This is a genomic window from Streptomyces sp. NPDC038135, from assembly GCF_055601245.1.
Genome location: NZ_JBVJXS010000003.1, coordinates 724,969 through 737,477 on the forward strand (window position 1 = coordinate 724,969; position 12,509 = coordinate 737,477).

Genomic DNA, 12,509 nt, shown 5'->3' on the forward strand with positions numbered 1-12,509 from the left:
GAAAGGGGCTGCCCCGGGACTTCGGTCCCGGGGCAGCCCCTTTCGCGTCGTCCGTCAGGACAGCTGGCCGTCGTAGTCCGGCAGCTTGTACGTCTTCTCGGCGTGGCCGCCCGAGAGGTCCGTGGCGCTGTTGCCGATGTTCGCGACGATCGTGTAGCCCCGCTTCTCGATGTCGGCGCGCTGGGCGGTCTTGTAGGCGGCCACGTCCTTGAAGAGGTCGAGCAGGCCGCGGACGCGCAGCCCCGAGACCTCGTAGCCGTCGTGCTCGAGGTTCCATTTCGTGGGCGCCTCGATGATGCCCGGGCGGGCGGTGACGAAGAAGAGCGAGACGCCGTGCTCCTGGGCGTACTCGGCGACGTTCAGCACCGGCTTGTTGGCGGGCTGCGGGAAGCTGAAGCCGAAGTCGGTCTCCAGGGTGGTGTTGTCGACGTCGAAGACGATCGCCTGCTTCTCGCCCGGCCTGGCGGCGGCGATGCGGTCCTTCAGGTAGGGCAGGGCCTGGTCCATGACCGCCTGGCAGTCCTTCTGCCAGGTGCCGTAGTCGGCCTTGGCGGCCGTTGCGGAGGCGGTGGCGGTGCCGCCCGTGCCGGCGGCCGTACCGGCCGCTTCGGCGGGGGCGGCCAGCGCGGCGAGCGCGGCCACGGAGACGGCGGTGACGGATACACGGCGCGCCCAGGGGCGTCTGGTCATCGGTGGGGGTCCTCTCACGTCCGTACTGAACGGCCAGTCGGTGGACTGTCAGGGGCATGATCAGTGCTGAGGATGGCGCGAGAGGAACCGTAGGGTTACTGAACGGTAGTCGTACAGGGGTCTGCGTCACATTTCGCGGGTCGGACAGGGCCGGCTGACGGAGCGTCGGCTTCCGGATTCGCCCCGGACCGCCAACTTCCGTACCCGGCAAGCGAGTAGCGCGCGTCACATTCAGGGGCCTCCACGGGCCCCGGCGCGGTGACAAGCCGCACAGGGGAAATGCCCTGTACTAACCGGATTAGTGATATTTGCTATCGGGGCAAAACTGGACATTCCCACACTCGTGCGGCGAAGAAATGGCAGCTCAGAGGGGGTGGTGTCCGAAGAGTCAGGGTCTGTCAAGAAGTGGGGTGTTTTGCTGCTCTCTACTACGTACCGCCGTAGAAGCAGGGCTTTGTGGCGGACTGGGGTGGTGGGTTACCAATGAATGGCCGAAGCGGCGAACGCCTGTACGCCGCACGGCCCCTACGTTCCCTAGTCCACGGAGTTTCGATGTTCCAGCGCTTCACGTCCCGTTCTCCGCGTACGTCCTCGCTCCGCACCCGCGTGGCCGTCCTGGCTGCCGGCATCGGCGCCACGGCCGTGGTGGGGACCGGGGTCGCGAGCGCGGCCACCCCGTCGGCCGCCTCCTGGGTCGACCCGGTGAAGAAGTACACGCTGTCCGCCAGCTTCATGCAGGACGGCAGCCACTGGGCGCACAAGCACAGCGGTCAGGACTTCGCCGTCCCGACCGGCACCGAGGTTCTCGCCGTGCATGGCGGCACCGTCGTCAAGGCCGGCCCCAACGGCGCCGGTGACGGCCCCGCCTACGGCAACGCCGTCGTCATCAAGCACGACAACGGCACGTACTCGCAGTACGCGCACCTGTCCCGGATCGACGTGAAGATCGGCCAGGCCGTCAAGACCGGTCAGCACATAGCCCTTTCGGGCAGCACCGGCAACTCCACCGGCCCGCACCTGCACTTCGAGATCCGGACCACCCCGAACTACGGTTCCGCGGTCAACCCGGTGGACTTCCTGAAGGCCCACGGCCTGAAGGTCTGATCTACCGCTCCCCGTGGGCGCCTTGATGCGCCTGCGTGACGAGATCCACGGCGACTTCGAGGACGGCCGCGCGCTTCTTCTCGAAGTCGCCTTCCAGGTCCCGCATCACGAACATCCCCGCGTGCAGCGTGAACAGCGCGCTCACGCAGCGGACCTGGTCGACGAGTTGGGCCTCGGGGTCGATGATGATGTCCCTGAGGCTGGTCATCCGGTCCTTGAAGGACTCGCCGATGCGCAGCTCCCGCACCGTCGCCTGGTTCTCCTGCATGAACCGGAAGAGCGGTTCCGCTCCGGCCAGCGCCTGGCTGTAGCGCCGCACGATCTCCTGCTTGGTCTCCAGCGTGTGCGGCCGGCTGCGGCCCCACTCGATCAGATCCTCGATCGGCTGCGTCAGATCCTCGAAGAGGCTGACGATGATCTCTTCCTTCGTCTTGAAGTGGTAGTACAGGGCCGCCTTCGTGACGCCGAGACGCTCGGCGATCTCGCGCAGGGAGGTCTTCTCGTAGCCCTGCTCGGCGAAGAGTTCGAGCGCCACGTCCTGGATGCGCTGGCGGGTGTTGCCGCGGCGCTGCTGCTTGGTGCCGTCCATGGTGACGCCCATCCTCGTACTCCTCGCGCTCCCGCAAAACTTACTTGACGACCGGCTAGTGGCGGGTCTACCTTCCCCCACTGTAGTGAACTAGCCGGGCGGCAAGTAAGGGGCCGCCGGGGGGAGTGGGAGAGATGGCGGACACACAAGCGGTCGCGGCGGACCGGAAACAGCCCGGGCAACCGGGGAAATCGCAGGAGAAGCAGCCCAAGAGCGTGCGGGTGGTGCTGCTTGCGCTCATGATCGCGATGATGCTCGCGATGCTCGACAACATGATCGTGGGCACCGCGATGCCGACGATCGTCGGTGAGCTCGGCGGCCTCGAGCACCTGTCCTGGGTGGTGACCGGCTACACGCTGGCGACCGCGGCGGCGACCCCGATCTGGGGCAAGCTCGGTGACATGTTCGGCCGCAAGGCCACCTTCCTCAGCTCCATCGTGATCTTCCTGATCGGCTCCGCGCTCAGCGGCATGGCCCAGGACATGGGCCAGCTGATCGGCTTCCGCGCCGTGCAGGGCCTCGGCGCCGGCGGTCTGATGGTCGGCGTCATGGCGATCATCGGCGACCTGATCCCGCCGCGGGAGCGCGGCAAGTACCAGGGCATGATGGCCGGCGTCATGGCGCTGGCGATGATCGGCGGCCCGCTGGTCGGCGGCACCATCACCGACAACTGGGGCTGGCGCTGGTCCTTCTACATCAACCTGCCGCTCGGCGCCGTCGCGCTCGCGCTGGTCAGCGCGGTGCTGCACCTGCCGAAGAAGCGGTCCAAGGCGGGCATCGACTACCTCGGCGTCCTGCTGCTGACCGTCGGCATCACCTCCATCGTGCTCGTCACCACCTGGGGCGGCACCGAGTACGCCTGGACCTCCGCGCGGATCATGGAGCTGATCGGCATCGGCGTGGCCGCGCTGGTCGGGTTCGTGTTCTGGCAGACCAGGGCCGCCGAGCCGGTGCTGCCGCTGCACATCTTCCGCAGCGGCAACTTCACCCTGATGTCGGTCATCGGCTTCATCACCGGCTTCGTGATGTTCGGCGCCACCCTCTTCCTGCCGCTGTACCAGCAGGCGGTCCAGGGCGCGTCCGCGACCAACTCCGGTCTGCTGCTCCTGCCGATGCTCGGCGCGATGCTGGTGACCTCGATGGTGGCCGGCCGGGTCACCACCAACAGCGGCCGCTACAAGGTCTTCCCGATCGTCGGCGGTGTGCTGATGATCGTCGGGCTGTACCTGCTGTCGCTGATGGACACCGGCACCACGCGGCTGACCTCCGGTCTCTACATGGCTGTGCTGGGCGCGGGCATGGGCTGCCTGATGCAGATCACCATGCTGGTGGCGCAGAACAGCGTGGAGATGAAGGACATGGGCGTGGCGTCCTCCTCCACGACCCTGTTCCGTACGCTCGGCTCCTCCTTCGGTGTGGCCGTCATGGGCGCGCTGTTCAACCACCGGGTGCAGGACGTCATGGCGGAGAAGGCCGGCGCGCTGGGCTCCAAGATGACCGAGAAGTCGGCGCAGCTCGACGCGGCGAGCCTGGCCAAGCTGCCGGTGCAGGCCCGGGAGGCCTACCAGCACGCGGTGTCCTCCGGTACGCACTCGGCGTTCCTGCTGGGCTCGGTGATCGCGGTCGTCGTGCTGGTCGCGGCGCTCTTCGTGAAGGAGGTGCCGCTCAAGGGCGGTCCCCAGAAGCCCGAGGTGACCGAGGCCCTCTGAGGCCCCGTCCGGTCCGAAGGCCCCCGGCGGTGTCCGCCCCGGGGGCCTTCGCCGTGCCGGGCGGTGGCCGGTGAACCGAGCCGGCCGGGGCCCGCGGCGGAGGCCGCTCTAACGCCCGCCGGACAGCGGCAGCATGGGATGGCTGCCGGTGTTGGTGGGGGCGTGCTCCGGGAGCCAGAGGACGGCCACCGCGCCCTCCGCCGAAGCGTGTTGCGGGGCCCCGGCCGGGCGCACGTTGCGGAAGGTCAGCCGGGCGCCCAGCACCCGAGCCTGGCCGGCCGCGATGGTCAGACCCAGGCCGTGGCCCTGGCCCGCACGGTCCTGGCTGCCGGTGCGGAAGCGGCTCGGCCCCTCGGCGAGCAGGCCCTCGGGGAAGCCGGGACCGTGGTCGCGCACCCGGATGACCCGGCCCTCGACGGTGACCTCCACCGGCGGCCTGCCGTGCCGGGCGGCGTTGGCCAGCAGGTTGAACAGCACCCGCTCCAGACGGCGCGGGTCGGTCGTGACCTCCGACTCGTGCACCACCCGTACGGTGATGTCCGGGTCCTTCGCCGCGACCCGCCGGGCGACGAACTCGCCCAGCATGATGTCCTGCAGCTCGGCGCGCTCGGAGGCCCCGTCCAGCCGGGCCACCTCCAGCACGTCCTCGACCAGGGTGCGCATCGCCTTGGCCCGGTCCAGGACCAGCTCGGTGGGGCGCCCCGGCGGCAGCAGCTCGGCGGCCGTCAGCAGGCCCGTCACAGGGGTGCGCAGCTCGTGCGCGATGTCGGCGGTCACCCGCCGCTCGGCCTCCAGACGCTGCCGCAGCGCGTCCGCCATGGCGTCCACCGCACGCGCGAGGTCGTCGGTCTCGTCCCGGACGACCCCGCCGATGGCCTCCCGCACCCGTACGTCCGTCTCCCCCTTGGCGACCTGGCCCGCCGCGGCCGCCGCCTTGCGCAGCCGCCGCGAGAGCTGCCCGCCGATCAGCACGCCGAGCGCGCTGCCGCCGAGCACGACCGCGATGGAGCCGATGACCAGCGCCTGGTCGAGGTCCTTCATCACGTCGGTGGAGCGGTCCGGGAAGTTGCTGTGCAGGGAGAGCACGTGCCCGTCCTTGACCGGCACGGCCGCCCAGATGTCCGGCCCGGTGCCGCGGTCGCTGACGTAGCTGGCCCGGCGGCCCTCGCGCACCTTGTCGCGCAGCGGGGGCGGCAGCTCCGGATCGTCGATCTTGATGCTCGGGAAGTTCGGCCGCCCGCCCAGCTCGTAGTTGCGCTGCGCGATCTGGACCCGCGCGTTGGCCAGGTCACGGGCGTTGTCCAGCATGGAGACCCGGGCCGCGTTGTGCACGACCAGGCTGAGCGCGATCGCCACCAGACCGGCGACCAGCGCGATCGCCGCGCTCAGCTTCCATCTCAGCCCGGTCCGCAGCCCCGCCCGTTCCACGCGCCGCATCGGGCGCCGAATGATCCCCCGCATGTCCCGCTCCGCTCAGGCCCTCAACTTGTAGCCGAACCCGCGGACCGTCTCGATCCGGTCCTGGCCGATCTTCTGGCGCAGCCGCTGCACATGGACGTCGACGACCCGGGTGTCCCCGCCCCAGCCGTAGTCCCAGACCCGCTCCAGCAGCTTGTCGCGGGAGAGCACGGTGCCGGGCGCGCCGGAGAACTCCAGCAGCAGCCGCATCTCGGTAGGGGTGAGCGCCACCGGGCGTCCGGCCCGGCGCACCTCCATGCCCTCGGTGTCGATCTCCAGCTCGCCGAAGACCAGCGGCCCGCCGTTCGGGTCCGCCGCGGCCCCGGAGCCGGGCGCAGCCCCGCCGGCGTGCCCGAAGCGGCGCAGCACCGCGCGGATCCGGGCGACCAGGACGGCGCCGTCGAACGGCTTGGTCACGTAGTCGTCGGCGCCCGCCTCCAGGCCGAGGACCACGTCGATGGAGTCGGCGCGCGCCGACAGCATGATCACCGGCACGGTCGACTCGTCCCGGATACGGCGGCACAGGCTGACGCCGTCCAGGCCGGGGACCATCACGTCGAGCAGCGCGATGTCGGGCCGGTCGGCCCGGAACGACTCCAGCCCGGAGAGCCCGTCGGGCATGGCGGTCACCGCGAAGCCGTCCCGCTCCAGGGCGAGCTGGGTGGCCTCGCGGATGACGTCGTCGTCCTCGACGAACAGGACGTGGGTCTGGTCTGCCATCCCGGTGCTCTCAGTCCTCGTGTGCTTGTGGCCGGTCAGTTGTCGGGCGGGGGCGTCGCGTCCCCGCCGACGGACTTGCTGTAGTCGTTGTGGACGGGCTTCCCCTGGGCGAAGCGCCCCGCCCGCCACTCGTAGGGGATCACGTCCTCGCCGGACGGGCGCGAGATCGGGTCGCCCCTGCGGTACACCTGCCTGGTCACGGTGAGGACGCCCTGGACTATCTCCGCGTAGACCGGGGACTCCTCGGACCGGAAGACGTTCTTGTACGCGCCGTTCTCGTCCCGGTACACGTACGAGCCGACGCCCACCGCGTCCGCACAGGTCAGCACGTTGACGACGACGTCGCTCACGGCGCTGCCGGTCAGGTCGCCGTAGGACACGTCGACCGGGTAGTCGTCGCCGTTGCACGGCTTGAGATCGCGCTTGACCGAGGCCGAGACCGCCGGGTCGTGCCGCAGCAGCGCCACCGCGTCCACCCGCCGGTAGGAGTCGGACGGACTCGGCGGCGGGGAGGCGACGGCGCCCGCCACCGCGGAGGCGTGCGCCGGTCCCTCGTCCCGTGCGCCGGTCCCCCCGGTGCCGCAGGCGGCGGCGAGAAGGCCGAGGGCGGTGACCGAGGCCGCCGCCGCGATCACCGCCATGGAACTGCCTGGGGCCCGCTCGGGCCCGGCCCCGCTCAGGCCGCGCAACGCTCCCGCTCCTCACGCTCCAGCGCGCGTGCGTCCAGATCGCGGGCCTCCAGCTCCTCGCGGAGCCGGGCGAGCGCCCGGTGCAGCGTGCTCTTGACCGTACCCGCGGACATGCCGAGGGCGGCGGCCGTCTCCTCCGTGGACATCTGCTCCCAGTGTCGCAGCACCACGACACTGCGCTGCTTCGGTGCGAGCACCTTCATGATGTCCATCAGCAGGGCCCGGTCCGCGTGCTGCTCGGTGGCGTCCTCCACGGTGGACTCCGGGAGCTGCTCGGTGGGGACCTCCTCCAGCTTGCGCGCCCGCCACCACTCGGTGCGGGTGTTGATCATCACCCGGCGCAGATAGGCGTCCGCGAGCCGCTTGTCGGCGATGCCGTCCCAGCGTCCGTACGTGCGCACCAGCGCGGTCTGCAGCAGGTCCTGGGCGTCGACCGGGTCCGGGACCAGTCGGCGGGCGCTGCGCAGCAGCGCTTCCTGCCGGGTGCGGACGTACTCCTCGAACTCGAGCACCTCTCCCTGCGCCATGATCGACCGCCTCCGTTCCCCGTGTACTCCGGCCCCGTGCCGGAAGTCCCGCCGTGCTGCCTGCCCGTTGGTCCGCCGGGCACGGGAAGAAAGCTACGGAGCGGTTGTCACGAGGCTGTGCGGAGCAGCCTGCGGCCGGCAATCGGCTGTCCGTCGGTTGTGTAACGGAAGTAGGTACGGGGTAAGGAACGCGGGGCTTTTGTCCGGCTATTCGCCGTTTCGTCGACCTGGAGGTGTCGTAACGAAGGCCGGTGGGCCGTGACTTAAGCGTGCGTCAGGTCAGCGGCAGCCGGTACAGACCGCCCGGCAGCGGCTCCACCAGACCGTCCGTGACGAGCCCGTCGAGCGCGCGGGCGCGCTGCACCGGCTCGTGCCAGACCCGGTCCAGCGACGCCTGCGGCACCGGCGCGTGCGCCTCCCGCAGCACGGCGAGGAGCTTGCCGCGCACCTGGCGGTCCGTGCCCGCGTACGTCTGGCCCCGGCGCGGCGGGCCCTCGTGCTCCGGCTTGCCCGCGAGCCGCCACGCGCACTGCGCGGCGATCGGGCAGCGCGGGCAGCCCTCGTTCTTCGCGGTGCACACCAGCGCGCCCAGCTCCATGGAGGCGGCGGCCCAGCGCGCGGCCGTCCCCTCCTCCTCCGGCAGCAGCTCCCGGGCCAGCCGCCGCTCGGCGGCCGTGGTGGCGTTCGGCGGGTACTGGACGCCCGTCACCGCCCGCGCGAGGACCCGGCGCACGTTGGTGTCGAGCACCGGGTGGCGCTGTCCGTACGCGAAGGAGGCCACCGCGGCGGCCGTGTACTCGCCGATCCCGGGCAGCGCCAGGAGCTGCGCGTGGTCCGTCGGCACGTCACCGCCGTGCCGTTCCGTTATGGCCGCGGCCGCTCCGTGCAGACGCAGGGCGCGGCGGGGGTAGCCGAGCCGGCCCCAGGCGCGCACCGCCTCTCCGGGGGCCTCCTTGGCGAGGTCGGCGGGGCGGGGCCAGCGTTCCATCCACTGCTCGTACACCGGGAGCACCCGGCTGACCGGGGTCTGCTGCAGCATGAACTCGCTGACCATCACGCCCCAGGGACCCGCTTCCGGGCGGCGCCAGGGGAGGTCGCGGGCGTGGGAGTCGAACCAGGCGATCACGGGGGCGTGAAGCTTCTCAGTCATGGCCTTCCGATCCTGCCACGCCTCGCGTGTGTTGTGGCCGACGACGGCACGGTCGCGGAGCGTCGCGTCGCGTGGCGGTGAGTGAAGAAGCCTTACGTCCCCGGCAGTTGCCGGGATGATGATCCGGAAAAGTTGTCGTCCGGGCGGCGGGTGGCGCGAGCGGGAGGCTTGATCTCTCGTACAGTTTGCGCCGTGGGATCTCTGCGCAATCCGGTCGGGCCGCTCCCCTCCTCCATCTACTGGCGACGGAGGGTGCTGATGCTGGCCGTCCTCGCCCTGCTGGCGCTGCTGATCACGTGGATCGTGACATGGGGCGGCGGGGGCGGCGGGAACGGCGCCGACGGGCCGAACGGCAAGAATCCCGCGTCCACCATCACACCGGGACCCTCCTCGTCCGGACCCGCGTACAGCCAACACCCCGGCGGACGTGACGAGTCGGGCGGCGGCGGGGACACCGGCGGCAGCGGCTCCGGCTCCGACTCCGGCTCGGACGGCAAGGGCGGCTCCGGTTCGGCCGGGTCCGACGGCGGCCCGGACGGCGGCTCGGGCGGGGGCTCAGGCGGCGGTTCCGCCGCGGGCGGCGGCGGGGTCGGCACCGGTGACGCGCTGCCCGCGTCCTCCTCGCTGCCGAACTGCACGCCCGGCGCGGTCACGTTGACCCTGCGCAGCGTGCACAACTCCTACTCGCCCGACCAGACGCCGGAGTTCGAACTCGTCGCGAAGAACTCCTCGTCCGGCGACTGCAAGGTCGATCTCGGCCCGAAGAAGGCGGTGTTGACCATCACGCCGGCGGAGGGCGACGACGCGTACTGGTCCTCGGACGACTGCCCGAAGGGCGCGGCGAGCCTGCTCTTCCGGGTCGGCGCCGGCCAGAGCATCACGTACACCGTGAAGTGGGACCGCAAGCCGAGCGCGCCGGAGTGCGCCACGCCCCCGGCGGGGTCGGCGAAGGCGGGAACCTATCTGCTGGAAACGAAGGCGCCGGGGTTCGCGAAGACACGCGCCTCGTTCGTGCTGTCGGCCGACTAGCGCGGCGCCGCCGCTGGTGAGGCGCCCGGTGCCGCGGCCGGACACGGGCCGTCACGCCCCCGGCGCCACGCGTGCCCGCCGCTGAGCGGCCACGCCCGCTCCGGTCAGACGTACCGCTCGAGGATCGACGACTCGGCCAGGCGGGACAGGCCCTCGCGGACGCTGCGCGCCCGGGCCTCGCCGACGCCGTCCACCGTCTGCAGGTCGTCCACGCTCGCGGCGAGCAGCTTCTGCAGCCCGCCGAAGTGCTCCACCAGGCGGTCGATGATCGCGCCCGGCAGCCTCGGCACCTTCGCCAGCAGCCGGAAGCCGCGCGGGGACACCGCGGAGTCCAGGGTCTCGGGGGAGCCCGTGTAGCCCAGCGCGCGTGCCACGGTGCCCATTTCCAGGAGCTCCGCGTGTGTCAGGGCGTCCAGCTCCGCCAGCGCCTCGTCCACCGTGCGGGACCGCTTGGCCGTCGGCTCGGGGACGTAGTCCCGGACGACGAGTTCGCGGTCGGGCTCCACTCCGGCGATCAACTCCTCGAGCTGGAGCGCGAGAAGACGGCCGTCGGTGCCGAGTTCGACCACGTACTCGGCGATCTCGGTGGCGATGCGCCGCACCATCTCCAGCCGCTGGGCGACCGCCGAGACGTCCCGGACCGTCACCAGGTCCTCGATCTCCAGCGCCGACAGCGTGCCCGCGACCTCGTCCAGGCGGAGCTTGTACCGCTCCAGCGTGGCCAGGGCCTGGTTGGCGCGGGAGAGGATCGCGGCGGAGTCCTCCAGGACACGGCGCTGGCCGTCGACGTAGAGCGCGATCAGCCGCATCGACTGGGAGACGGAGACCACCGGGAAGCCGACCTGCTTCGAGACGCGGTCCGCCGTGCGGTGCCGGGTGCCGGTCTCCTCCGTCGGGATCGTCGGGTCCGGGACCAGCTGCACGCCGGCCCGCAGGATCTTCGACAGGTCGGAGGAGAGCACGATGCCGCCGTCCAGCTTGCACAGCTCCCGCAGCCGCGTCGCGGCGAACTCCACGTCCAGGACGAAGCCGCCGGTGCACATCGCCTCGACGGTCTTGTCGGAGCCCAGGACGATGAGGCCGCCGGTGTTGCCGCGCAGGACCCGCTCCAGGCCGTCACGCAGGGGCGTGCCAGGAGCCACGGCGCTCAGCGAGGCGCGCATCAGGCGATCGGAGCCGGCGCTCCCACCGGACTTTCCGGGAGCTGCTGCCCGGTCGTTGGCTGCCACTGCACTCCTCCGGTCGCAGGTTCTGGGTGCTGCCGTCGCGCGCACTCGGTTCGTACGGACGGGCGAGACCTGGGCAAAGTCTACCGGCGGTCCTCCGCGTCCCGTGGGGCCTCTCGGCGACGGGAGCGCGGCAGCACCCGCAGCGCGTCCCCCATGTCGGCGACTTCCAGCACCTTCATCCCGGCCGGGACCTTGCCCGGATCGCCCGGAACGAGCGCGTGCGTGAAGCCCAGCCGGTGCGCCTCGGCGAGCCTGCGCTGCACGCCCGTGACCCGTCTCACCTCGCCCGCGAGCCCCACCTCGCCGATCGCGACCAGGTTCTTGGGCAGGGGGGTGTCGCTGGCGGCCGAGGCGAGCGCGAGGGCGATCGCCAGGTCGGCGGCGGGCTCCGAGAGCTTCACCCCGCCCACCGTCGCGGAGTAGATGTCCCGCTTGCCGAGCGCGCTGATCCGCCCCCGCTGCTCCAGCACCGCGAGCATCATCGACACCCGGGAGGTCTCCAGACCCGAGGTGGTCCGCCGCGGCGAGGGGATCTGGGAGTCCACGGTCAGCGCCTGCACCTCCGCCACCAGCGGGCGGCGCCCCTCGAGGGTGACCGTCAGGCAGGTGCCCGGGACCGGTTCGGCGCGGCGGGTCAGGAAGAGCCCGCTCGGGTCGGCGAGGCCCGTGATGCCCTCGTCGTGCAGCTCGAAGCAGCCGACCTCGTCCGTGGCGCCGTAGCGGTTCTTCACGCCGCGGACCAGGCGCAGCCGGGCGTGCCGGTCGCCCTCGAAGTGCAGCACGACGTCCACCAGGTGCTCCAGCAGCCGGGGACCCGCGATCGCGCCGTCCTTGGTGACGTGGCCCACCAGCAGCGTGGACATGCCGCGCTCCTTGGAGGCGCGGATCAGGGCGCCGGCCACCTCCCGCACCTGGGCCATGCCGCCGGGCGCGCCGTCGATCTCGGGCGAGGCGACCGTCTGCACCGAGTCCAGGATCAGCAGCGACGGCTTCACCGCGTCCAAGTGGCCGAGGACGGCCGCCAGATCGGTCTCGGCGGCCAGGTAGAGATGGTCGTCCAGGGCGCCGATGCGGTCGGCGCGCAGCCGCACCTGGCTCGCCGACTCCTCACCCGTCACATAGAGGGTGCGGTGCTCGTCACTGGCCGACTTGGCGGCCACGTCCAGCAGCAGGGTGGACTTGCCGACGCCGGGCTCGCCCGCGAGCAGGACCACCGCGCCGGGCACCAGACCGCCGCCGAGCACCCGGTCCAGCTCCGGCACGCCGGTCGTACGGGCGGTCGCCTGACGGCCGTCGACCTGGCCGATGGGCACCGCCGAGCTGGTGACGCGGCCCGGCGCCGTCGTGCGGACCGCGGGCGCGCCGTACTCCTCGACCGTGCCCCAGGCCTGGCACTCCGGGCAGCGGCCGAGCCATTTGGCGGTCTGCCAGCCGCACTCGGTGCAGCGGTAGGACGGTCGGTCCTTGGTGGTCTTGGTACGGGCAGCCATGCGGAAACCGTAGCCCGCGGCACTGACAGCGCCCCCGCGGGCCGTCCGGGAGCGGTCCGGTACCGGTCACGGCGCGTCCGCCCGTGCCGTGGAACGAAAGGTTCCTGTCCCCTTATGAGGGATCG

The 12,509-nt window shown here is 71.6% G+C and carries 12 protein-coding genes; 3 read left to right on the forward strand and 9 right to left on the reverse strand.

The window, feature by feature from the left end; translation table 11 throughout:
- Positions 1-54: 54 nt before the first annotated feature.
- Entirely contained in the window at positions 55-690 is a 636-nt protein-coding gene (locus ACZ7JA_RS11665; RefSeq protein WP_470807957.1) for an HAD family acid phosphatase, read from the reverse strand.
- Between the two features lie 552 nt (positions 691-1,242).
- Here ACZ7JA_RS11665 and ACZ7JA_RS11670 point away from each other — a divergent pair.
- Positions 1,243-1,794 (forward strand): M23 family metallopeptidase, encoded by a 552-nt coding sequence (locus tag ACZ7JA_RS11670; RefSeq protein ID WP_470807958.1) that lies wholly within the window; start codon positions 1,243-1,245, stop codon positions 1,792-1,794.
- 1 nt (position 1,795) lies between these two features.
- Here ACZ7JA_RS11670 and ACZ7JA_RS11675 read toward each other — a convergent pair whose 3' ends face one another.
- The gene (locus ACZ7JA_RS11675; RefSeq protein ID WP_351667248.1) at positions 1,796-2,395 is read right to left on the reverse strand and encodes a TetR/AcrR family transcriptional regulator; all 600 of its coding nucleotides are present in this window, start codon (positions 2,393-2,395) and stop codon (positions 1,796-1,798) included.
- 122 nt (positions 2,396-2,517) lie between these two features.
- On the opposite strand from ACZ7JA_RS11675, the gene ACZ7JA_RS11680 reads away from it, so the two are divergent.
- Positions 2,518-4,092 (forward strand): MDR family MFS transporter, encoded by a 1,575-nt coding sequence (locus ACZ7JA_RS11680; protein WP_351667246.1) that lies wholly within the window; start codon positions 2,518-2,520, stop codon positions 4,090-4,092.
- A 108-nt stretch (positions 4,093-4,200) separates the two neighbouring features.
- Here the strand turns inward: ACZ7JA_RS11680 and cseC are convergent, their stop codons facing one another.
- The 5 genes from cseC to ACZ7JA_RS11705 form a co-directional block, all read right to left on the reverse strand.
- Positions 4,201-5,553, reverse strand: a complete 1,353-nt coding sequence (gene cseC, locus ACZ7JA_RS11685; protein WP_389300844.1) for a two-component system sensor histidine kinase CseC — start codon at positions 5,551-5,553, stop codon at positions 4,201-4,203.
- A gap of 12 nt (positions 5,554-5,565) precedes the next feature.
- Complete coding sequence (gene cseB / locus ACZ7JA_RS11690) at positions 5,566-6,270, reverse strand: two-component system response regulator CseB (protein ID WP_351667242.1); 705 nt, start codon at positions 6,268-6,270, stop codon at positions 5,566-5,568.
- Positions 6,271-6,305: 35 nt separating this feature from the next.
- A complete protein-coding gene (locus ACZ7JA_RS11695; protein WP_403683761.1) occupies positions 6,306-6,959 on the reverse strand; it encodes a hypothetical protein in 654 nt (217 codons plus the stop codon).
- Positions 6,947-7,486, reverse strand: coding sequence for a SigE family RNA polymerase sigma factor (locus ACZ7JA_RS11700; protein ID WP_351667240.1), 540 nt, complete (start codon positions 7,484-7,486; stop codon positions 6,947-6,949). The genes ACZ7JA_RS11695 and ACZ7JA_RS11700 overlap by 13 nt, the downstream gene beginning before the upstream one ends.
- Positions 7,487-7,760: 274 nt before the next feature.
- Positions 7,761-8,636: an HhH-GPD family protein gene (locus tag ACZ7JA_RS11705; RefSeq protein ID WP_351667238.1), complete on the reverse strand. Its 876-nt coding sequence runs from the start codon at positions 8,634-8,636 to the stop codon at positions 7,761-7,763.
- 192 nt (positions 8,637-8,828) lie between these two features.
- On the opposite strand from ACZ7JA_RS11705, the gene ACZ7JA_RS11710 reads away from it, so the two are divergent.
- Positions 8,829-9,665: a hypothetical protein gene (locus ACZ7JA_RS11710; protein ID WP_470807959.1), complete on the forward strand. Its 837-nt coding sequence runs from the start codon at positions 8,829-8,831 to the stop codon at positions 9,663-9,665.
- Between the two features lie 104 nt (positions 9,666-9,769).
- On the opposite strand, the gene disA is transcribed toward ACZ7JA_RS11710, so the two are convergent.
- Both disA and radA read right to left on the reverse strand, forming a co-directional pair.
- Positions 9,770-10,894 (reverse strand): DNA integrity scanning diadenylate cyclase DisA, encoded by a 1,125-nt coding sequence (gene disA, locus ACZ7JA_RS11715; protein WP_351667234.1) that lies wholly within the window; start codon positions 10,892-10,894, stop codon positions 9,770-9,772.
- An 80-nt stretch (positions 10,895-10,974) separates the two neighbouring features.
- A complete protein-coding gene (gene radA, locus ACZ7JA_RS11720) occupies positions 10,975-12,384 on the reverse strand; it encodes a DNA repair protein RadA (RefSeq protein ID WP_351667232.1) in 1,410 nt (469 codons plus the stop codon).
- Between the last annotated feature and the right edge of the window lie 125 nt (positions 12,385-12,509).

Bases quoted from the DNA above. Each gene is read 5' to 3' on its own strand.
- ACZ7JA_RS11665 (WP_470807957.1), bottom strand. From the start codon at position 690: ATGACCAGACGCCCCTGGGCGCGCCGTGTATCCGTCACCGCCGTCTCC.
- ACZ7JA_RS11670 (WP_470807958.1), top strand. From the start codon at position 1,243: ATGTTCCAGCGCTTCACGTCCCGTTCTCCGCGTACGTCCTCGCTCCGC.
- ACZ7JA_RS11675 (WP_351667248.1), bottom strand. From the start codon at position 2,395: ATGGGCGTCACCATGGACGGCACCAAGCAGCAGCGCCGCGGCAACACC.
- ACZ7JA_RS11680 (WP_351667246.1), top strand. From the start codon at position 2,518: ATGGCGGACACACAAGCGGTCGCGGCGGACCGGAAACAGCCCGGGCAA.
- cseC (WP_389300844.1), bottom strand. From the start codon at position 5,553: ATGCGGGGGATCATTCGGCGCCCGATGCGGCGCGTGGAACGGGCGGGG.
- cseB (WP_351667242.1), bottom strand. From the start codon at position 6,270: ATGGCAGACCAGACCCACGTCCTGTTCGTCGAGGACGACGACGTCATC.
- ACZ7JA_RS11700 (WP_351667240.1), bottom strand. From the start codon at position 7,486: ATGGCGCAGGGAGAGGTGCTCGAGTTCGAGGAGTACGTCCGCACCCGG.
- ACZ7JA_RS11705 (WP_351667238.1), bottom strand. From the start codon at position 8,636: ATGACTGAGAAGCTTCACGCCCCCGTGATCGCCTGGTTCGACTCCCAC.
- radA (WP_351667232.1), bottom strand. From the start codon at position 12,384: ATGGCTGCCCGTACCAAGACCACCAAGGACCGACCGTCCTACCGCTGC.